This window comes from Zobellia russellii (genome assembly GCF_018728565.1).
Lineage (GTDB): Bacteria > Bacteroidota > Bacteroidia > Flavobacteriales > Flavobacteriaceae > Zobellia > Zobellia russellii.
Genome location: NZ_JACSOI010000003.1, coordinates 183,891 through 204,951 on the forward strand (window position 1 = coordinate 183,891; position 21,061 = coordinate 204,951).

Sequence of the window (21,061 nt, forward strand, 5' to 3'; positions counted from 1 at the left end):
AAGCTTTAATAAGTATCCGCAATTTGTTTGAGTACCAATTGCATTCTTCTTTTTACTTCGGAGGTTGGATTTTTATAGTGATTGTTCATAAAACTAAAAATCAAGGTTTTTCCGGTTTTGGTAATGAGGTAACCGCTTAAGCAGTAGTTGTTGCTTAAACTACCAGATTTGGCATATAGCTTGGAGTACCCGGCATTGTAATCCCACCCTTTTAATGTTCCTGAAACGCCGTTTTCCGGAAAAATAGAGAACAATCGTTGTTGTGGTATGGTCCGGTACATTTTGTTAAGAACCATGACCATAGATTCTGGCGTAAATAAATTGTACCTAGAAAGTCCAGAACCATCAACCCACCTTGGTAGTTGCTTAAGGTCTGTAAGTTCATTTTCAAGTATATGCTCCCGCGTTTTTTTGCCGCTTAAAGTATCTGATAGGGTAGAGGAAGACACTATAAGTAGTTGTTCTGCAATAAAATTATCGCTTTCGTGCATCATTCGTACGTATAAAGAATCGGATGCTTGCCCGTAAAGTATTTCCTTTTTGCCTGCTATGGGTTTATTGGATAGGCTTATTTTTTGGTTTAAAGCAGATGCTAAGAGTTGTTTGCTCAAAACGGTATCGGTTCTAAAAGGAATTTCAATAGTGTCCTTGCGAGAAGGCGAAAAGTAGAAGGTATTACGCTCTAATTCCCTATTTTTCGTATACCATGTACGAGCAACACTATCTTTAAATAAACCGGGTTTTACGTTTAGACCGTTTGTGTTAGATATACTCGTAACGTTTCCGTAGAGGGGAAATGAGGTCATCTCCGGTTGGTAGTAATATTGATAATCATCCCACGCCCAACCTTGGCCTAATTTTTCATCCATATAGTTATTCAGGTTAAAAACTATGGATTTGTACTTCTTTAGAAAATGGTATGCGGTACTATCTTGAAAATGCGGGTGAAGAAATGAAGGGTCTCCGGTTCCTTCTACATATAGCGTATTGTTATTAACACTATACTGTAAGGCGGGAACTTTCTCCGGTAATAATTTTAAAGCCGCAAAAAGTGTGAAGATTTTAGTGTTGCTGGCCGGCGTAAAGTATTTCTCACTTTGGTGGGCATACAGAGTGTCGTTCGTTTCCGGATCCAAAACTAGTAGCCCTACAAACTGATTTTTGTAAAAATTGGAAAGAACTACACCGTCCGTAGATTTTTTTATGGTCTTTTTGTATGAGGTACAGCTAGTTGCAAATATAAGCAGAGCAAAAATCAATAGGCTGTTTTTCATTTTTATAGTGTCTTAACGCCCGAGTTACGGCTATTTAACAAGAATTTGGCTAACATTTAACAACGCATATGCAATATAGTAAATGCATTAATGTTTAACTTTATGGAGAGAGAATATCTCTTAAACAACTAATAACTTAAACATTTTGAAATATGGCTAGAGCTATGCTTGAATACTCTAAAACAGTATTGAAAAAAGTTAGTTTTGACGCAAAATTGTTCATCAAAGAACTACAAAAAGCAGTCTCAATGCTGCTACCTGAAGAAGTAGATGAACTTAAACTCTGGTTACAGCAGTTTATAACCGATAAACCGGAGCTAAAACAAACTCTTATTTATTTAAAAGCATAATAAAAAAGCCCTCCTTTAGGAGGGCTTTTTTTATGGACCTATGTTATCATATCCTAGTATAGTACAAGGGTTGGTTGGATTTAGGTCTATTTATTTGTTGATAGGACTTATGATTTGTACATCTTGAAAAGCGATAGCCCCTCGTACAATACTGGAGATAACATCTCTTAAAGCATCGGTGATTTGAATTTTGAGCTCACTTTTGTGATATATAAGACTTATTTCGCGGGCAGGAGAAGGTGCTTCAAAGTATTTTAGTTTGCTTTTTTTCTTATCGTCCAGAACCAAGGTGTTCAAATACGGTAAAAGGGTCATACCCAGGTTTTCGTCCGCTAGATTAATTAGGGTTTCAAAACTGCCGCTTTCCAAACGGAACTGCTTATGGTCTAAATTCCGTGGGGCTTTGCAGAGGTTAATTACATTGTCCCTAAAACAATGGCCGTCTTGTAAAAGAAGAACATCGCTAATATCAAGGTCTTCAGGTTTTAGCGTTTCGGAATTACCCAGTCTATGTTCTTTAGGTACATAACCCACAAAGGGTTCATAATATAGAGGGCGTTCTTTTATAAATTCAATTCCCAAGGGTGTTGCAGCAATTGCGGCATCTATATGTCCGTCTTGAATATTTCTAATAAGCGTTTCCGTGCTTTGTTCTTTTATGATCAAATTTACCTTTGGGTACTTGTTGATAAAAGACTTTAGGAACATGGGCAGCAAAGTGGGCATAATGGTAGGTATAATACCTAAAGTAAAATCTCCGCCAATAAATCCTTTTTCCTGATCTACCACGTCTTTAATTCTACTGGCCTCGTTTACGATATTTTTGGCCTGTGCAACAATTTTTGCGCCCACTTCTGTAATAGAAATAGGTTTTTTACTTCGGTCAAAAATTAAGATATCTAACTCATCTTCCAACTTCTGTACTTGCATACTTAGAGTAGGTTGGGTAACGAAGCTTTTTTCGGCGGCTAAAGTAAAGTTTCTGTACTCGGCAACGGCCAGTACGTACTGTAGTTGAGTAATTGTCATTTGCTATAAGTTCGAACGATAAAAATATAAAAACTATCAATGATAACTATCATATTACAGGGGCTATTATTCAGTACCTTTATACCATAGAAAAAACAACAAGAACCATGAAACTAAATAGTATAGGATTAAGCGAAAAGGATTCAAAATCATTGAGTGGAGATTTAAACGAACTTTTGGCTAATTTTCAGCGTTATTATCAGAATTTAAGAGGTATTCACTGGAACATTAAAGGGAAACGTTTCTTTGAACTTCACCCAAAATTTGAGGAATTATATACCGAGGCAAACCTTAATGTAGACGAAATTGCAGAACGTATATTAACCTTGGGAGGAGTGCCGTTACACACTTTTGAAGATTATATTGAAAAGGCAAAAGTACCTGTTGGGAAGAATGTTTCTCATGATGAAGAAGCTATTCGTTTAATAGTAGATTCCCTAAAGGAACTTTTAATTATTGAGAGACGTATTCTAGATGCTTCTGATGAATCTGGAGATGAAGGAACCAACTCTATGATGAGCGATTTCATTACCGGTCAGGAAAAGACGGTTTGGATGATGAAAGCTTGGTTGGCAGAAGAAATATAGTTTAGGTGATTATAGATAGAAATCCCTGATGGACTTATAGTTCATTGGGGATTTTTTTATTACTTTTTTTTTGCTCTTTTTTGCCAATGGGTTAAAATCCAGACAAAGTTGAATCCAACGCTCTAAGTCTTCTTCGGTATCCAATCCATCCGCATCTACATAAATATAACCTTTCATTTTGCGTCCAGTTAAATCCATAGGTCTGCAATGCGGCAATTGAAGTATTTCGTTTTGGTTTTCTTTTCCTATTCTTGCCATCATGCGAGAAGACTCACTGTCCTTATCAATAGTAATGGCAAAGGACATTTTATTATCTACCATAAAGCATAGGGTGCCCATCATTTTCTTCTCTTGGGAATACACATGCTTTTGCTTTAATATTTGTCTACATCGGTCTGCAAGATATTCGTCGTAAGCCATACTTTGTCTTTTAGGATAAGGAAGTTGGTATAAAGGCCTGTCCGTTATTCAAAAGTACAGTTTTGTTTTAAATGGTTATGACGCTAGGGGTGGAGTATCATGGAATTTCAATAAACCTATGACATTATGGGATTACCATTGCTAATGAGTATATTCGAACAACAAAAAATGACAGCGTAATGAAGGTTTTATTTATTGGGGGAACGGGAAATATAAGTACAGCATCTAGCCTCCTGGCGGTGGAAAGAGGTGTTGACCTTTATCATTTGAACAGAGGTACAAATAAGGCGGGACTGGCTGGTGTGAATACAATTTTAGGCGATATAAATAAACCGGAGGAACTTGCTGAATTACAAAAGCATACCTGGGATGTGGTAGTTAATTGGATTGCCTTTACACCCGAAGATATAGAGCGTGATATTCAATTGTTTCAAGGAAAGACAAAACAGTATATATTCATCAGTTCGGCATCTTGCTATCAGACTCCGTTACAATATCCAATTATAACCGAATCAACCCCGTTATGCAATAATCTTTGGGATTACTCGCACGATAAAATTAGAAGTGAAGACCGTTTAATGAAGGCCTATAGAGAAACCGGTTTTCCTATTACCATAGTCCGTCCCTCGCTAACTTATGATACGGTAATTCCTATTGCCATTGGGGGTTTTAGGGAATGGACAACGGCGGACCGTATTTTAAAAGGAAAGGAAATTATTGTTCATGGAGATGGTACTTCGTTATGGACCGTAACCCATGCCGATGATTTTGCAAAGGGTTTTGTTGGCTTGTTGGGGTTAACTACGGCCATTGGCCATGCGTTTCATATTACTTCCGATGAAATCTTAAGTTGGAATATGATTTATAAAATTCTAGCGGATGCCTTGGGCAAAGAAGCTAAGGTGGTACATATAGCCTCTGATTTTATTTGTAAAATGGAACCTTCGTTTACCGGTACGCTATTGGCGGATAAAGGGGAAAGTGTCATTTTTGACAATAGTAAAATAAAGACCTTTGTTCCTGGCTTTAAAGCTACCATTCCTTTTTCTGAAGGTATAAGAAGAACACTAAAATGGTTTAATGAAAATCCGCAGCATAAAATCATCAATCAGGAAAAAGATGATAAAATAGAACGAATCCTCAAGGCTTATAAATCAATATAAAAGGAATTAGGCTTTATTTTTCATGGCTTTGGCAATTTCAATACGCATGGGGTCTTTGGTGTCCTCAAGCTCAGCAATAATTTTAGGATGGTCTTGCTCCCGGGTACGGGAAAGCTTGTACTGGGCCTGGATATCCGTAATCTCAATCTGAAAACCTACTACACCTTTTACTTGTTTTAAGGTTTGGGGAGACATGTTTTTTAGCGAAATTGGGTTCTTGGAGTTTGCTTCGTACTTATCTACCAGTCGGTGCATGGAAGCCATGACTTCTTCCTCGCTTAAAATTTTCAACTTCCCATACACGTGAACGGCAATATAGTTCCAGGTGGGGACCTCTTCTTCTTTGTACCAAGAGGACGAAATATAAGAGTGCGGACCGTTAAATATACAGAGCACTTCTTCGTTCTGGTCAAACTCGCGCCATTGGGGGTTGGCTTTGGCAATATGTGCGGTAAGCACTTCTTTTCCATCTTCAGTAGTTTCTAGTTCCAAAGGAATATGTGTAGCCCAGGGTTTGTTTTGGTATTGGCTTACGAGAATGCCAAAACTGTTCGCCCTTAAAAACTCTTTAATTTCTGAAACATTTTCATTGCGGTGCTGATCAGGTACGAACATAAACTAAATTGATTGTCAGTTCTTTTAAAACTGTGTTTTAAGAAATTGTAAAAGTATCTTTTTAAGACGAATATTAATGCGAATGAAGCAAGGTCTATTGCAAACATTCCGTAAATTTAAATTCACTTTAAAATTAAATATATGCCATTTATAAAGAACAGAAAAGGAAAAGAAGAAGTAGATATATTTTACGAAGATTACGGGTCCGGACAGCCGGTTATACTTATTCACGGTTGGCCATTAAGCCACAAAGCTTGGGAGCAGCAAGTTTGGAAAATAGTTGAGGAAGGCTACCGATGCATAGCATACGATAGAAGGGGTTTTGGAGCGTCTTCGGCTCCATGGGGCGATTATGATTATTCTGCCTTGGCCAGCGATTTGAATGCTATAATTGAGGACTTGGACCTGAAAGACGCCGTGATTGTAGGGTTTTCTATGGGAGGCGGAGAAGTAGTGCGCTACATGACAGACTATGGAACGGACAAAATTGCAAAAGCTGCGTTGATCAGTTCCATAATTCCGTTGGTGAAGAAGAAAGATGATAATCCGGATGGTGTGCCCGAAGAGGCTCTTGACGGAATCAAAGATGCTTTACAGAACGATCGCGCTGGATTCTTAAAGGAAAAATTCCTAACGGGTTTTTATAATTATGATGACAACAAGGATAAGGTTAGCGAGGCTCAGTTAGAGTATGACTTTAGCATAGCGTCCCATGCTTCACCACGAGCAACGATTCAGGCGGCTTTAGCTTGGATGCATACGGACTTTAGGCCTGAATTAAAAAATGTTACTGTGCCCACGCTTATTGTACATGGTGATGCCGATGCTACAGTACCTCAGGCAACATCGGCCGATCAAGCGGCAAAGGGAATCAAGGGTAGTCAGTATGAGGTAATAAAAGGTGCACCGCACGGTCTAAACCTAACTCATGCCGATCAGTTGAATGAAATCCTAATTTCTTTCCTTAAGAAGTAAACGAAGGTTTAAAGCATAAAAGCCCAAGACTTGTTAAGTTTTGGGCTTTTTTTGTTTTGGAATTATGCTATTTTCTAACGGTTGCCATTACGGGAAGATGGTCGCTAATATGCTTGTTATTTTCCATCCGGTCATCTATGTGAAGGTAGTTTTCAACTTTCACTCCTTTAACAAAAATATAGTCTATGCGATGGTCTAGCACTCGTGAATGGTCAAACCCGCTAAAAGTACCAGTAGGACCATAAAAAGGCTGTTGGGTAATTTCCTTGCCATCTGTCATTTCCTTTTTTAGAAATTGAATAGGTTCTGATTCTGGCTTCAAGTTAAAATCTCCAGTAAGCATCACGGGTATATTATCCGTATTTATCTCATTGATTTTTTTGATTATAAGTGCTGCGGATTTTTCACGGGCCTCCGTTCCTACATGGTCAAAATGCGTATTAAAAACCCAGAACCTTTGTTTGTTCATCTTATTTTCAAATAGGCCATAGGTGCAAATTCGTTCCATAGCGGCATCCCAACCCACACTTATTTTTTCCGGTGTTGGTGAAAGCCAAAATGTATTGGACTGTAATAGATTATACTTTTTACTATTGTAAAGAATAGGGGAGAACTCGCCTTTTTTCTTACCGTCATCCCTACCTACACCAATGTAGTTATAGTTTTTTAGCGCCTCGTCCAAATAAGTCAATTGGCTAAACAGAACTTCCTGCATACCCACAAATTCGGGCGCATAATGCTGTAGCAGCTTAACCATAGGAGCTTTACGGTCGTTCCAATTGTTTACGGTATCGTTCACGTTATCATATTTAATATTGTAGCTCATTACCGTTATATCTTGGGCATGTGTTATGCTAAGAGTGAAAAATAGGAGCGAAGCAAAAAATGATTTTAAAGCCATATTTAGTTGAGATATATTCGTTTGCAAAGGCAATTTAAGTATTTTGTATTTCACTTCTCCCAATGGAAAATTAGGAAACTGTTATTTTAAATAATAGAAAAAGAAAAACCGTAAAACGAGTAGGCTGTATTATACGGCCCAAACATTTTACGGTAGATTTATTGTTCAAGAATGAACGAGATACTTTTAGTCTTCTCTACGGGAAGGCCTGCTGGAATTACCACGATTCCTGTTATTTGAATTCCTGTTGTTGGAATTACCAGAACGATTTCTATTCCTGTTTCTATTTCTATTGTTTCTGGAGTTGTTTGAAGGGCGTCTTTGCTGAGGTCTTTTTTCCTCTGTAGTTTCTTCGCCTTCATCTCCATCAATAAATTGATGCTCCGGCATACGCGGTACCTGTTGTTTGATCAATTTTTCAATGTCCTTTAAATATGCGCGTTCTTCCTTGTCGCAAAAAGAAAGAGCAATACCGCTGGCACTCGCACGTCCTGTTCTACCAATTCGGTGCACATAGGTTTCCGGTACGTTGGGCAAATCATAATTTACCACTAAAGAGAGTTCTTCAACGTCAATTCCCCTTGCGGCAATATCCGTAGCGATTAAGACCCTTAATTTTCCGTCCTTAAAATCGCCTAAGGCTTTTTGTCTAGCGGTCTGTGATTTGTTGCCGTGTATGGCGGCGGACTTTATATCTGCTTGCGCTAGTTTCTTGACTATTTTATTGGCACCATGCTTTGTACGTGAAAACACTAAAACGGAATCATTAGGACGCTCGTTAATAAGGTGCACCAATAATTTGGGCTTGTTAGGTTTGCTAACAAAATAAACACCTTGCTCCACTTTTTCGGCCGTGGCCTGTTGTGGTTTTATGGTAACCCGTTCAAAATCTCCTAAAAGCGTTCTAGAAAGCTCTACGATACTTGATGGCATCGTTGCCGAAAAGAAAAGCGATTGTCTCTGCTTGGGTAGCTTTGCAATTATTTTTTTAATATCGTGAATGAAACCCATATCCAACATCTGGTCAGCTTCGTCCAAAACAACAAATTCAATATCCCGTAAAGAGATAATGTTCTGGTTCATTAGATCTAATAACCGTCCTGGTGTGGCAATTAACGCATCCACCCCGTTGCGCAAAGCATTTACCTGTCGGGATTGCTTAACACCGCCAAAAATTACGGTATTCTTAATGTGGGTATGCTTACTGTAGGCCGTAAAGTTATCGGCTATTTGAATCGCTAGTTCGCGTGTAGGGGTAACGATAAGGGTACGTATACGTCGTTTCCCTCTAGTTTGTTCTTGACTCTTGTGTAAATGATGTATAATAGGAATGCTGAACGCGGCAGTTTTTCCGGTTCCTGTCTGTGCAACTCCTAAAAGGTCTTTTTTGTTAAGTAAAATTGGAATGGCTTGTTCCTGTATGGGGGTCGGGTTTGTGTATCCTTGTTCCTCAATAGCTTTGAGTATAGGCAAAGCAATACCTAAATCTTTAAATGTCATGTATATTTAATAAGCGGCAAAGATACGGCTAATGTTTGGATAAGCCTATAAACACTAATTATAGACCCGCTACGGCAGCCTCTGCACACCGTTCACCGTCCATAGCGGCAGAAACGATTCCGCCTGCATAGCCACCGCCTTCTCCGCAAGGAAAAAGCCCTTCCACTTCAGGGTGCTCCATTTTTTCATTTCTGGGAATATTAACCGGAGATGATGTTCGGGATTCTACCCCTACGATATTAGCTTCGGTGGTGTAATACCCTTTCATTTTATCGCCAAAAGCTTTGAAACCTTGCCTAAGTCTGCCACCGATCAGTTTTGGAAGTAAGGAATGTAACGGAGCGGAATTTAATCCAGGTTGGTAAGAAGTGGGGTTGAGGTCCGCCGAAAGGTTTCCATCCACAAAATCCGTTAGACGCTGCGCGGGTGCCGTTTGTGTTCTTCCGCCTGCGGTAAATGCCAATCGCTCTAAATCTTTCTGGTATTCCAATCCTTTCAACACTCCAAAACGTTCATATTTGTACAAATCTTCATCGGCATTGATTTCTACTACGATACCTGAATTGGCAAACTTGTTGTTTCGTTTAGATGGAGACATACCGTTAACGACCACTTCTCCGGGAGCCGTTGCAGCCGGAACGATAAATCCACCCGGACACATACAAAAAGAATACACCCCACGATTCTTGACTTGCTCTACCAAACTATATGCGGCAGCGGGAAGCAACTCGTTGCGCTCGCCCGAACAATGGTATTGGATAGAATCGATTATATGCTGAGGATGTTCTACACGAACGCCCATGGCAAAAGATTTGGCCTTCAGGCCGATTTTCTTGTCGTTCAGTAAATAATAGATATCCCGCGCCGAATGTCCCGTGGCCAGGATAACCCTATTCGCTTTCATTTCATTCCCGTTCTGCAACTGTAGACTTTCTATCTTGTTGTTTTTTACGGTGAAATTGGTAAGCCTTGTATTAAAATGGACTTCGCCACCATGCTCGATTATGGTTTCCCTTATGTTTTGTACAATTTTAGGCAGTTTGTTGGTGCCGATATGTGGGTGTGCATCTACCAAGATTTCTTCCGTAGCGCCATGATGGACCAAACTTTCAAAAATACGGCGTACGTCTCCGCGTTTAAGGCTGCGGGTGTATAATTTACCATCGGAGTAGGTGCCGGCACCGCCTTCGCCAAAGCAGTAGTTGGAATCTTCGTTTACCGTATGGTCCTGATTGATGGCTTTTAAATCCCGTCTTCTGTTTTGGACGTTGTTCCCGCGTTCTAAAACAATAGGTTTGTATCCAAGTTCCAGACAGCGTAGGGCCGCCCACATGCCTGCCGGGCCAAAACCAATGATATGAACTTCCTTGGCTTTGGAAACATCTTGGTATTTAAATTCGTAATCGGGAGCTTTTGAAGGTTTCTCGTTAATGTAGACCTCCATTTTGTAATTGAAATAGATGGTAGGTTTACGGGCATCAATAGATTTACGCAACACCTTAATGGTGATGTTCTTCTCGTCCTCACTCAAATATTTGGCAGTTTTCTGTAAGAGGATGTTGGGCTTGCTTTCCTCTTTTAACGATACGCGTAACTGAATTCTTCTTACCATAGTGCAAAGCTACTGCGCTTTATGATATAAAAAAATGCATCCTACGAATTGTGGGATGCATTTTTGAACTTTAATTTGGGTTTGTTACGCTAGAACGGCACTGTTTTGGCGGCATTCTCTAGCTGCGGCTACCATTTCTATAAGGGCTTCCCTGGTTTCCGGCCAGTGTCTGGTCTTTAACCCGCAATCCGGATTGATCCAAATCTGCTCTACCGGAATCTGTTTGGCAGCTTTTTCCATTAAAGCAACCATCTCCGCCCTTTCCGGAACTCTTGGTGAGTGAATGTCATACACTCCCGGTCCAATCTCGTTGGGGTATTTAAAAGTTGCAAAAACGTCTAAAAGTTCCATTTGCGATCTTGAACATTCAATGGTAATGACATCGGCATCCATATCCGCTATATTGGAAATGATATCATTGAACTCGGAATAGCACATGTGGGTGTGGATTTGCGTTTCATCCTTTACACCACTAGCGGAAATTCTAAATGCCTTTATGGCCCAGTTCAAATAAGTATCCCAATCTTCTTTACGTAAGGGTAGCCCCTCTCTAATGGCAGGTTCATCAATTTGAATTACCTGTAACCCGGCCTTTTCAAGGTCTACAACTTCATCCCGGATGGCCAACGCAATCTGTGTACAGGTTTCAGAACGTGGTTGGTCATTACGAACAAAGGACCACTGTAAAATGGTAACCGGGCCGGTCAACATTCCCTTTACGGGTTTCTTGGTCAACGATTGTGCAAAAGCGGACCATTTAACCGTCATAGGCGCTTCCCTGGATACATCTCCGTAAATAATAGGAGGCTTTACGCATCTGCTACCGTAGCTCTGTACCCAACCAAAGCTGGTAAAGGCAAATCCGTTTAGTTGTTCCCCAAAGTATTCTACCATATCGTTTCGCTCAAATTCACCATGTACAAGTACGTCTAGCCCCGTACGCTCTTGGAATTCTATGGTTTCCTTAGTTTCCTTTTCTAAAAGAACATTGTACTCCTCTGCAGATAAATTTCCTTTTTTGAAATTGGCCCTCCAGCTACGTACCTCTTTGGTTTGTGGAAAAGAACCAATGGTAGTGGTAGGGAACAAAGGAAGGTCTAAAGCTTCTTTCTGAAGTTTCTGTCGGGTTGGGAATGTGCTTTCCCTTTGGTCGTCTTTGGCGGTAAGGGCGCTTACGCGTTGTTTTACTTTTTGATTATGAATTAGCGTTGCCGTTTTTTTATTGGCAAGCGCTTCGCTATTCTTTTTTAGCTTTTCCAGACTTCCGGAAAGGTTCTCTTTATTGGCCAACTGTTTGATCGTGGCAACTTCTTCTAATTTTTGTTTGGCAAAGGCCAGCCATTGTTTGATTTCTCCGTTTAGATTCTTTTCATTTGATTCTAAATCCAAATCGCAAGGGGAGTGTAACAAGGAACAGGAAGGCGCAATAAGAACGCGTTCGGCACCTACATGATCAATTGCTTTTTGAACCAGTTTAAGGGATTTTTCATAGTCGTTTTTCCAGATATTTCTACCATCAACTACTCCTAAAGATAAATGTGTATAACTATTTAGTTTATTTGATTCTATAATATCATCTAATTGTAACGGGCAACGTACCAAATCTAAGTGTAAAGTGTGTACGGGTAGAGCTAATGCTGTATCTATATTTTCGCCAAAACAGTCAAAATAATTGGCGACCGTTAATTTTAAACTAGGGAATTTGGTGGCGAAATATGAATAGGTTTGATGTATGGCGCGCTGCTCTTTTTCCGTAAGGTTGAGCGCCAAATAAGGTTCGTCAAATTGAATGTATTCCGCATCAACATCAACCAATTGCTGAAGAATTTCTTCATACGCAGGAAGAAGTCTTTCTAAAAGGTCTATTCTATGAAAGCCATTTTCCTTTTCTTTTCCCAATAGAAGGAAAGAAACAGGGCCGATCAGTACCGGTTTGGTTTTGATACCTAAGTCTATTGCTTCTTTGTACTCGTTTATGATTTTACCCGGAGAAACATTAAACACTTGGTTTTTAGTAAATTCTGGAACAATGTAATGGTAATTGGTATCAAACCACTTGGTCATTTCCATAGCGGTAATATCCGCTCCATCTTGTTGAATACCCCTTGCCATGGCAAAATAAAGGTCATGGCCGGAGAAAGACGGGTTGTTTGCCAGTGCAGTATAGCGCTCTGGAATACACCCTAAGGTTGTAGAAAGGTCCAATACTTGGTCGTAAAGGGAGAAGTCGTTACTCGGAATCAGGTCTATGCCCTGTTCTTTTTGTAACAACCAGTTTTCTTTCCGGATGTTTTTTGCCGTAGCCAACAGGGACTCAAGGTCTGTTTTTCCAGACCAATATTGTTCTAGGGTTCTTTTTAATTCTCTTTTACTTCCAATTCGGGGATAACCAAGGTTGGTAGTTTTCATGCTGTTGTTTTTCAATTAATATCTATGCAAAGCTATTGTAAAGGATGTTTTATCCATAATTATGATTTTAATTAAGAATATTTAACTGTAAATAGGTATTTTTAAAGTGTAAATGAAAAGTAAATGTTCGGTAAAGGATGTTTTAAAGACGATTTATCTATGGAAAATTTGGATTTGACCGATTTGAAACTATTAAAACAGCTTCAAGAAAACTCGAATATTACTACAAAAGAGTTAGCTGCAGCTGTCAATTTATCACCAACCCCGGTATATGAACGTGTTCGTAAATTGGAAAAAGAGGGGTATATTAAAGGGTATTCCGCTTTGTTGGATGCAGGAAAAATGGGGCTAGAGCTGATTGTTTTTTGTGATATCACCTTAAAACAACATACGAAAGATATTGGAAATCAATTTGTTGAAGATATTTGCGCGGTAAAGGAAGTAACGGAATGTTATAATATTTCCGGCGATTATGATTTTAGGTTAAAAGTGTTGATGCGTGATATGAAGCATTATCAGGACTTTGTAATCAACACCTTGGGGGCTGTAAATAATATAGGGAGTGCGCACAGCACTTTTGTAATTGGGACTATAAAACAAGGGTATGGTGTTCCGTTTTAGTAGATGCGGACTGCAGTTTGGGGCGGTTTATTTACAGTTGGGTCAAATTCATTTTTAAAACGGGCTATGGTTGGGCATCTTTACATCGCTAATTGGCATGGATGTTTTTTAGAAAACAAGAAAAATGGGTGGCAGTAGAATTTTAAAGGAGCTCTTTTGGGGTTTTGTTATCGGGAACATAGTCTTCTTTGGGTTTAATACATATTGGTATTTTACCAATGAGCAAAGATTTGAATTGATTTTCGAAGATGTCTGGCGGGAGTATATGGTGAACATCATATTTTCGGTGGTGTTGTATGTTGTAAATATGTATTGGTTCTATTTTCTTTTGAGGAAGTATGAAAGAAATATATATACCCTAAAGCGAATGGTGTTGGCGGTCTTGGGAAATGCGGTTATATCCTGTTTTGGTGTTTTTGTAGCCACTTTTATTGCAATGGTTTCCCTCTATGGTAAGTCTGTTCAAGAGGCTTTGGTATATCATTCAACGGATAATTACCTGCGTTCTACTGCAATTTCCCTGATAATAGCTATGGTTTTTTACGCTATCTATTATTACAGGTATAGGCAAGAGAATAAGGTTAAGGAGCAAAAAATAATAGCCAATACGGCATCGGCAAAATTTGATGCATTAAAGAATCAATTAGACCCTCATTTTTTGTTCAACAGTTTAAATGTGTTGTCTAGTCTTATAGAGGAAGACCCGTATCAAGCACAAAAGTTTACTTCTTCTTTATCAAAGGTTTATAGGTATGTACTTGAACAAAAAAGTAAAGACCTGGTTTTAGTTGATGAGGAGCTTAAATTTGCCAGAACGTACGTGCAGCTCTTGAAAATGCGATTTGAGGACAGTATTGTTTTTGATATCCCAGAAGCAGCCTTGAACCCGGAATCCAAGATAGTGCCATTATCACTTCAGTTGCTAATTGAAAACGCGGTAAAACATAATGTGGTAACCTCTAGCAAGCCATTACGTTTACGGGTGTTTGAGCAAGAAGGAGAACTGATTGTAATTAATAACCTGCAGGAGAAACAGGTGGTAAAGAAGAGCAGTGGTGTGGGCTTGTACAATATACGTGAGCGCTATGCCCTTTTAACGGACAGGAAAGTTCATATAGATAAAACGGCAACCGAGTTCAGTGTCAAGTTGCCTATACTTTTAAAACAAATTTCAACTATGGAGGTGCAACAAGAGTATATTCAGGATAAGCGCTATGAGAAGGCAAAAGAGCGTGTGGAGGCTATTAAAGGGTTTTACGGTAATTTATTGGCGTATTGTATTGTAATCCCCTTCTTGGTCTTTTTAAATTATAGAACAACCAGTTTTCCGTGGGTTATTTTTCCTGTAATGGGATGGGGTTTTGGAGTGGCTATGCACGCCATGGAAGCTTTTGGTGCCAATCCACTGTGGGGAAAACGCTGGGAGGAAAAAAAGATGCGGGAGTATATGGATGATGAAAACTTTTAGTCCAGCTGTAGTGGTGATTTGTAACTTAAATGAATAGTTTGCAATTCGGTCTTAAAAAATTACAGTTCAGGAAGTATTATTTTAAAAATGGAGCGTTTTGGCCGAATTTTGAACCAGTAGTAATAACTGATAAAGCACTTAAATTATGGATAGGGAAAGTAAATACATTAGAGCAAAAGAAAGGGTTGAGGCAGAGAAGAAATTTTATACAGGGTTAATTTCCTATGTCGTGGGCATAAGTTTCTTGGCTGCTATAAATTACTATACCAACGGTTTTGCGTATGCTTGGTTTTTGTGGGCTGCATTTGGTTGGGGAATAGGTGTTGTAGTGGGAGCCATAAAAACGTTCGGAAATAATTCGTTGTTTGGACGTGATTGGGAAGAGCGCAAAATAAAGCAGTTTATGCAGGAGGATGAGCAGAGAACTAAATGGCAGTAAGTATAATGTTAAAACAAATTAAAATGGATCAATCATTAGATAGAAGGAGTAAACAGGCGAGGGCAAAGAAACAGGTAGAGCGATTAAAGGGGTTTTATATTCATTTAGCTGTGTTTATTTTGGTTAATATCATGGTTATGACCGGAGCTGTAATCGGTAACATGAATAATGGCGAGAGTTTTACAGAGGCTTTCTTTAATTTCGGAACGTTTTCTACATTCTTCTTTTGGGGAATAGGGGTTTTGTTTCATGGTTTTAAGGTGTTCTCGTATAATCCTTTCTTTGGTAAAAAATGGGAGAAGCGCCAAATTCAGAAATATATGGAGGCGGATAAAAACGAAATGAAAAAGTACTCTTAGGTAACTAGATTTGAACCAATCAACCCAGTATGAAGACCATAATTATAGAAGATGAAAAGCCTTCGGCAAGGCGGTTATCACGTTTGTTGTTGAATTTAGGTGTAGAAGTGTCGCAAATGCTTCACTCTGTTGAAGAGGCTGTTGAATGGTTTCAAAATAATACACATCCAGACCTTATATTCTTGGATATTCAGCTGTCGGACGGACTTTCGTTTGAGATTTTTGATGTTGTAGAGGTGAAAAGTGCTATAATATTTACAACGGCCTATGATGAATATGCGCTACAGGCTTTTAAGTTGAATAGCATTGATTATTTGTTGAAACCCATAGATGATGAGGAGCTGGAGACGGCTGTTGAAAAATATAGGTCCTTAAGACCTGAAACCAAACCTTTGACGCTCAACTTTGACGATATAAAAAACCTCTTGGTAAACCCGTTGGAGCGGGAATATAAAAAACGATTCACGGCAAGGGTGGGGCAGCACTTAAAAATAATCAATGCAGATGAAGTTGAAAGTTTCTATAGTGAAAATAAAGGAACTTATGCGGCAACTTCGGATGGTAGAAATTACCTTTTGGACACCACCTTGGAAAATCTAGAAAATGAATTGGAGCCTCAAACTTTCTTTCGGGTGAGTCGTAAATTTTACATCAATATAAATCATATAAAAGACATTGTTTCTTACACTAATTCTCGGCTTCAAATCAAGTTAAATCACTTTAATGAGCAAGAAATCATTGTAAGTAGGGAGCGTGTCAAAGACTTTAAGTTATGGTTGGAGTAGAGTAATTTAACAATTTGATTTAAAATTGATTAATAGCATGTATAGATTTTCTTTATAGTGCTTATTTTAGCAAAAAAATCTATTTTTCTACACGATTTTCATCAAAAGATGAAGGAAGTAACTTTGGGATTAGTTTTATAAAAATGGGCAAGAGCACGGCACCTCCCGGAAGTATAAAAATAGCTAAGGAAGGTATGCTTTTAAAAATATCGATCAGTTGGTTTTGTACCTTTTTCTTTTCTTCCGGGGTGAGATCTTTTAAGGTAGATTTTGAAATGAGGTAGACCAATTCTTTACTTTCGGATAGTTCTTTTTGTAAGCGCTTGCTATTTCTTAAAATCAGTTTATTTACCATTTTGGACATGTTATCATAAAACTGAATCGCTAGATTGGTGTCTTTTAAAAAGGGTATAGTTTTGGAATTTTTTATAAAGAAAATTTTAATTTCCTCAAGGGAATTAAGAATATCCTCTTCTGCTAATTTCAAGTCCTTTCCAAGACCAAATATAAATTCTGATTCTTGGTATTCTAAAGACTTGTCTTCCCATACCGCCAAACAGGCTACATCTAAAAAATATCGGTTTTCAATTTCGGAACGGTTCTCAAGTAGTTTTTCACGGTATGAACCATCAAAATTTTGGGAATCAATTTCAATAAAGGTCAATGAGGACGCAAACAGTTGTGCCAAACGCTCATCGCTCTTGTTCTTTTCTTTGGAGTTTAGGGCGTGATAGGTAATGTTTATGGTAAGGTACTCTACCAATTGTGCCTGCTCTCTTATGTTTATAGAATTGCATAAGTACCGCTTAAATAGAAGGACATCTATAAACAATAATGAATTGGTAATAATGCTGTTGAATGTCTTGCTAATTAAGTTATCTCCAAGAGAAACTCTAGAATCTATTAGTTTTTCTAACTGCGCAGCCGTTTGTGAGCCCGTAAGTATTTTGCTAAGAAGAGAAATATGACCAATCTCTAATTCTTTATAAAACCGAAAAATTTCTTCTAAAAAAGTCTTGAAGTCCGTTTTGCTGGTCTCCAGGGTATAGGTGCTGTAGAGTGCGTTTAGAAGGTTGATTTTTGCACACTCATCTTCGGAAAGTTTATGTTCGGCAACAATGAATTGTGGAATACCCATGTTGATACCGTAAACGAAACCGGTGCTTCTTAAGTCACGGTAGAGTGTATCAAAACTAGAGTAGCGGTCTCGCTCTTTTTCTACAAGCGAACCGAATTTATTGATCCAACCTGAAGCCGAAGGGTTCATAGTTTTATTGGTTTTTAGAGTACCAAATTACGCTAAAATGAATAAAAACAATCCTCGTTGGGAATAGAATATGTTTAGATAGCCCATTTTTAAAAACGTAGGTGTATATGGGGTTGGGTATTGTCAAATTACTAATAATGAGAGGATTTAATTATGTGTAAAAAGTAATAGGGCTTCTAAGAGAAATGTTTTTGCTATATTTCATTTAACATTTTATTAACATTTAAAACCAAACCCTGCTATTAAAGTCCCGTAAGTAGTGGTGAATTAATAATCATTAAAAACTTAAAAATGAAAAAGACAAAACTTTTAATTGGCATGGGAATCCTCGCCGTTGTTGGTGCGGTTCTAGTGGCTGCTGATCATATTGATGCGCCAGGAACAACGGGCAATACTGCGGATATTGCGGATTTCTACGGATTTGAATCGCCTTCTAATCCAGAGAATACGGTATTTATTGTAGATCTACAGACCAACGTACTTCCTGATTTGGCATATGGAACATTTGATGAAGATGTATTAACGGAAATCAATATTGATACAAATAATGACTTAATAGAGGATTTGGTTATTCAGGCCATCCCTAGAAAAGATACCATGTATTTCTTTGGTCCTGTTGTTCCTGCTGAAACCGGAAAAACAAGTGGTGTTATGGTTGGCACTCCATTAGGGCAAGTTGCTATATCTGGAGAAAGTGCATTAACGACTACCACAGAAGAGGGTGTTTCTCTTTTTGCCGGACCAAGACAAGATGCTTTCTTTTTTGATTTTGGACAATTTAATAAAGTAATTGGCGGTACTGCACCAGAAGGTTTTTTACCAGAGGGCGAGGCTGTAGATACTTTTGACGGAGCCAATACAATGGCCTTGGTGTTGGAGATTCCTAATAGCATTCTAGGAGAAACTACGGCAACTAACGCATTAGGCTTAAAAGTGTACAAAACTTGGGTAACTACCAATAGAAAACAATAATAACTAATCTTAAAATCGATAAAAATGAAATTACATACTTTAAAATATATGTTTCTCTCGCTTTGTGCAGCTACCATGTTTGTTGCTTGCGATGATGATGACGCTTTAGAAATGGTAGAGACCAGCTGTACGGATGGTGTTATGAACGGTACCGAAACCGGTGTAGATTGTGGTGGTACTTCTTGTCAGCCGTGCGAAGATGGTGGCGGTGACGGAGATGGTGGTGACGGAATGATGGTTACACCTCCGGATTTTTCAGGAACCTACGCTCAAGTAGATTTTATGGGTAGACCAGGAATCAATACAGTATTGAGTATTCCTGATTTTAAAGATCCTTACAACCAGGCTGTACCGTCTACTATAGCTGAGTTTTATCAAAAAGATTTTGAAAATAGATTAGAAGGTTTGCATGATGTGTACGCAGAGTTGTTAGGTCTTAACCCGGAGGATGTTAATTATCAGCCTAATATTTTAGGGGATATTTTGAATGGTCCTGATAAGGATGGTTTTACTGATAATCCTGTGAGTGCAGAACTTTTAACCACAATTTTGGCGAACGATGTTCTGGAGGTTGCTCCAGATTTGCCAACTACCTATTTTAACCCGGGTACGGGTGCTCCAAATTATGAAGGAGCTATTGGTTTAACGGGTAGAACGCTACAAGACGATGTTATTGATGTTTCTCTAATTCTACTATTTGGTGGAGGTGATGGAGCACGTTTTAACGGACAAGAAGTAGAAGGTGTAGGTACTTTTCCAAGATTAGTTTCGGATGGTGTTGCTTTTACTGCACAACCTACAGATACATTCCCGTATTTGGGAGCTCCTGAATAAGGCGCAAGTCTATGAAAAAGAAGGAGTGGGGAGGATGGTAATCCCGTCCTCCCTTTTTTAAAACAATAATTTCCGAACCTTAAAAACTTGAAGATGAAATACATTACCCTTTCCCTATGCATTGTGTTGCTTTTTCTTTCCTCATGTAAAACCGAGGGAGAAGACCTGTTGACACATAAGGAAGATTATAATAAATATTTGACCTCTCAACCGGCCAACACAACTTCAAAGTATTTTGAACTTTGGAATTCAAAGATAAAACCGGATAGCTCGCAACTTATGAGCTTTGGTATAGTAGGAGGGGAGTACAATCGGTATTTTCAAAATACTGGAGACATACAATACTTAAAAAAGGCCGAGCAGGTTCTGAAAAAAGCGGTAGATATAGCCGCTATAGGAAAGGCCGATTATTATAGGGCTTTGGCCAGAAATTATGTATCGCAACACCGTTTTAGAGAGGCTGCACAACTTGCAGATTCAGCACGAACGGTAAACAGTGGAGTAGACCAAACTTTAGGACTTTTGTTTGATGTGAATATGGAACTGGGTAACTACAGTAAAGCTAGAAGTTACTTAGATAGTTTAAAGAACATGAACGATTTTGGATATCTCATTCGATTGGCAAAATGGAATGATTACAAAGGCGACTTGGATACTACCATACGGTTTATGGAAAAGGCAAAACAAAAGGTCAATGATTCAAAAAATAAAGAGTTAAGGCTATGGGCTTACACCAATTTGGCAGACTATTACGGTCATGCCGGAAGAATTGAAGACTCATACAAGCACTACTTAAAAGCATTGGAGTTAGATTCTGGCAATGCATATGCCAAGAAGGGAATAGCATGGATCGTGTTCTCGCACGAAAAAAAAGCAGAGGAAGCCATGCGTATTCTTGATTCTGTTACAAAAACTTACAAAGCGCCGGATTATTATTTGTTGAAGGCCGAGATTGCAGATTTTATGGGAGATGATTTAAAAAGTCTCTCCAATTTTGATGCATATTTTGAAATGGTGAAAAACCCGGCATACGGAGATATGTACAATGCCTATAACGTTTCACTTTATTTAGATCGTACGGATCAGTTTGATAAAGCATTGCAGCTCTCAAGAGAGGAAGTGGGTAATAGACCTACTCCGGAAGCCTATAGTTTGTTAGCGTACAGTCATTTCAAAAAGGGAGATAAAGAGAAAGCCTTGGAAATTGTTCAAGAATATATTGAGGGCAAAACTTTTGAACCCGGTATACTACTTTATGCGGCTGAAATTTATAAGGCGACCGGACAGGTAGAAAAGGCCGAAGAAATAAAAGCAGAATTGGTTGGTGCGGTTTATGAATTAGGACCTTCGTCAGAAAAAAGTATTATGAATTTGTAATAGATAAAGGGCTTGTTGAAGTTTCACTTCACAACTACTTGATTTTACATAGGTTTTTAGATTAGAGTTGTTGTTCCAGGTGTCAAAATATTAGTTTTGGCACC

The 21,061-nt window shown here is 38.7% G+C and carries 21 protein-coding genes; 12 read left to right on the forward strand and 9 right to left on the reverse strand.

Annotation, left to right across the window (positions count from 1 at the left end; translation table 11 throughout):
- Nucleotides 1-5: 5 nt before the first annotated feature.
- On the reverse strand, nt 6-1,274 hold the full coding sequence (locus H9565_RS08845; RefSeq protein ID WP_215438893.1) for a D-alanyl-D-alanine carboxypeptidase/D-alanyl-D-alanine-endopeptidase: 1,269 nt from the start codon (nt 1,272-1,274) through the stop codon (nt 6-8).
- 152 nt (nt 1,275-1,426) lie between these two features.
- Between H9565_RS08845 and H9565_RS08850 the strand changes: the two genes are divergently transcribed.
- Nucleotides 1,427-1,624: a hypothetical protein gene (locus tag H9565_RS08850; RefSeq protein ID WP_215438895.1), complete on the forward strand. Its 198-nt coding sequence runs from the start codon at nt 1,427-1,429 to the stop codon at nt 1,622-1,624.
- A 90-nt stretch (nt 1,625-1,714) separates the two neighbouring features.
- Here H9565_RS08850 and H9565_RS08855 read toward each other — a convergent pair whose 3' ends face one another.
- Nucleotides 1,715-2,653 carry a hydrogen peroxide-inducible genes activator gene (locus H9565_RS08855; protein ID WP_215438897.1) on the reverse strand — a complete coding sequence of 313 codons (939 nt, stop codon included), beginning with the start codon at nt 2,651-2,653 and terminating at the stop codon, nt 1,715-1,717.
- 107 nt (nt 2,654-2,760) lie between these two features.
- Between H9565_RS08855 and H9565_RS08860 the strand changes: the two genes are divergently transcribed.
- Nucleotides 2,761-3,240 carry a Dps family protein gene (locus tag H9565_RS08860; RefSeq protein ID WP_215438898.1) on the forward strand — a complete coding sequence of 160 codons (480 nt, stop codon included), beginning with the start codon at nt 2,761-2,763 and terminating at the stop codon, nt 3,238-3,240.
- 9 nt (nt 3,241-3,249) lie between these two features.
- On the opposite strand, the gene H9565_RS08865 is transcribed toward H9565_RS08860, so the two are convergent.
- On the reverse strand, nt 3,250-3,660 hold the full coding sequence (locus H9565_RS08865; protein ID WP_215438899.1) for a TfoX/Sxy family protein: 411 nt from the start codon (nt 3,658-3,660) through the stop codon (nt 3,250-3,252).
- A 179-nt stretch (nt 3,661-3,839) separates the two neighbouring features.
- On the opposite strand from H9565_RS08865, the gene H9565_RS08870 reads away from it, so the two are divergent.
- Nucleotides 3,840-4,823, forward strand: a complete 984-nt coding sequence (locus tag H9565_RS08870; RefSeq protein ID WP_215438900.1) for an NAD-dependent epimerase/dehydratase family protein — start codon at nt 3,840-3,842, stop codon at nt 4,821-4,823.
- A gap of 6 nt (nt 4,824-4,829) precedes the next feature.
- Here H9565_RS08870 and H9565_RS08875 read toward each other — a convergent pair whose 3' ends face one another.
- Nucleotides 4,830-5,438 carry an FMN-binding negative transcriptional regulator gene (locus tag H9565_RS08875; RefSeq protein ID WP_215438901.1) on the reverse strand — a complete coding sequence of 203 codons (609 nt, stop codon included), beginning with the start codon at nt 5,436-5,438 and terminating at the stop codon, nt 4,830-4,832.
- 141 nt (nt 5,439-5,579) lie between these two features.
- Between H9565_RS08875 and H9565_RS08880 the strand changes: the two genes are divergently transcribed.
- Nucleotides 5,580-6,413 carry an alpha/beta fold hydrolase gene (locus tag H9565_RS08880; RefSeq protein WP_215438902.1) on the forward strand — a complete coding sequence of 278 codons (834 nt, stop codon included), beginning with the start codon at nt 5,580-5,582 and terminating at the stop codon, nt 6,411-6,413.
- 67 nt (nt 6,414-6,480) lie between these two features.
- On the opposite strand, the gene H9565_RS08885 is transcribed toward H9565_RS08880, so the two are convergent.
- The 4 genes from H9565_RS08885 to metE all read right to left on the reverse strand — a co-directional run bounded on the left by H9565_RS08885 (nt 6,481) and on the right by metE (nt 12,835).
- On the reverse strand, nt 6,481-7,239 hold the full coding sequence (locus H9565_RS08885; protein WP_215438903.1) for an endonuclease/exonuclease/phosphatase family protein: 759 nt from the start codon (nt 7,237-7,239) through the stop codon (nt 6,481-6,483).
- Nucleotides 7,240-7,500: 261 nt separating this feature from the next.
- Entirely contained in the window at nt 7,501-8,814 is a 1,314-nt protein-coding gene (locus tag H9565_RS08890) for a DEAD/DEAH box helicase (RefSeq protein WP_215438905.1), read from the reverse strand.
- 58 nt (nt 8,815-8,872) lie between these two features.
- A complete protein-coding gene (locus tag H9565_RS08895) occupies nt 8,873-10,426 on the reverse strand; it encodes an NAD(P)/FAD-dependent oxidoreductase (protein ID WP_215438907.1) in 1,554 nt (517 codons plus the stop codon).
- Nucleotides 10,427-10,510: 84 nt separating this feature from the next.
- Nucleotides 10,511-12,835: a 5-methyltetrahydropteroyltriglutamate--homocysteine S-methyltransferase gene (gene metE / locus H9565_RS08900; protein WP_215438909.1), complete on the reverse strand. Its 2,325-nt coding sequence runs from the start codon at nt 12,833-12,835 to the stop codon at nt 10,511-10,513.
- Nucleotides 12,836-12,994: 159 nt separating this feature from the next.
- On the opposite strand from metE, the gene H9565_RS08905 reads away from it, so the two are divergent.
- The 5 genes from H9565_RS08905 to H9565_RS08925 all read left to right on the forward strand — a co-directional run bounded on the left by H9565_RS08905 (nt 12,995) and on the right by H9565_RS08925 (nt 16,507).
- Nucleotides 12,995-13,456, forward strand: a complete 462-nt coding sequence (locus H9565_RS08905) for an Lrp/AsnC family transcriptional regulator (RefSeq protein WP_215439476.1) — start codon at nt 12,995-12,997, stop codon at nt 13,454-13,456.
- 124 nt (nt 13,457-13,580) lie between these two features.
- Nucleotides 13,581-14,924 carry a 2TM domain-containing protein gene (locus tag H9565_RS08910; protein WP_215438910.1) on the forward strand — a complete coding sequence of 448 codons (1,344 nt, stop codon included), beginning with the start codon at nt 13,581-13,583 and terminating at the stop codon, nt 14,922-14,924.
- Between the two features lie 145 nt (nt 14,925-15,069).
- Complete coding sequence (locus H9565_RS08915; protein ID WP_215438911.1) at nt 15,070-15,363, forward strand: 2TM domain-containing protein; 294 nt, start codon at nt 15,070-15,072, stop codon at nt 15,361-15,363.
- Nucleotides 15,364-15,386: 23 nt separating this feature from the next.
- Nucleotides 15,387-15,722 (forward strand): 2TM domain-containing protein, encoded by a 336-nt coding sequence (locus H9565_RS08920; RefSeq protein WP_215438912.1) that lies wholly within the window; start codon nt 15,387-15,389, stop codon nt 15,720-15,722.
- 29 nt (nt 15,723-15,751) lie between these two features.
- Nucleotides 15,752-16,507, forward strand: coding sequence for a LytR/AlgR family response regulator transcription factor (locus tag H9565_RS08925; RefSeq protein WP_215438913.1), 756 nt, complete (start codon nt 15,752-15,754; stop codon nt 16,505-16,507).
- A gap of 79 nt (nt 16,508-16,586) precedes the next feature.
- Here the strand turns inward: H9565_RS08925 and H9565_RS08930 are convergent, their stop codons facing one another.
- The gene (locus H9565_RS08930) at nt 16,587-17,774 is read right to left on the reverse strand and encodes an LETM1-related biofilm-associated protein (RefSeq protein ID WP_215438914.1); all 1,188 of its coding nucleotides are present in this window, start codon (nt 17,772-17,774) and stop codon (nt 16,587-16,589) included.
- A 291-nt stretch (nt 17,775-18,065) separates the two neighbouring features.
- Between H9565_RS08930 and H9565_RS08935 the strand changes: the two genes are divergently transcribed.
- The 3 genes from H9565_RS08935 to H9565_RS08945 all read left to right on the forward strand — a co-directional run bounded on the left by H9565_RS08935 (nt 18,066) and on the right by H9565_RS08945 (nt 20,957).
- On the forward strand, nt 18,066-18,746 hold the full coding sequence (locus H9565_RS08935) for a DUF4331 family protein (RefSeq protein ID WP_215438915.1): 681 nt from the start codon (nt 18,066-18,068) through the stop codon (nt 18,744-18,746).
- Nucleotides 18,747-18,770: 24 nt separating this feature from the next.
- Nucleotides 18,771-19,580 carry a DUF4331 family protein gene (locus H9565_RS08940; protein WP_246560448.1) on the forward strand — a complete coding sequence of 270 codons (810 nt, stop codon included), beginning with the start codon at nt 18,771-18,773 and terminating at the stop codon, nt 19,578-19,580.
- A 93-nt stretch (nt 19,581-19,673) separates the two neighbouring features.
- On the forward strand, nt 19,674-20,957 hold the full coding sequence (locus tag H9565_RS08945) for a tetratricopeptide repeat protein (protein ID WP_215438916.1): 1,284 nt from the start codon (nt 19,674-19,676) through the stop codon (nt 20,955-20,957).
- Nucleotides 20,958-21,061: the final 104 nt, after the last annotated feature.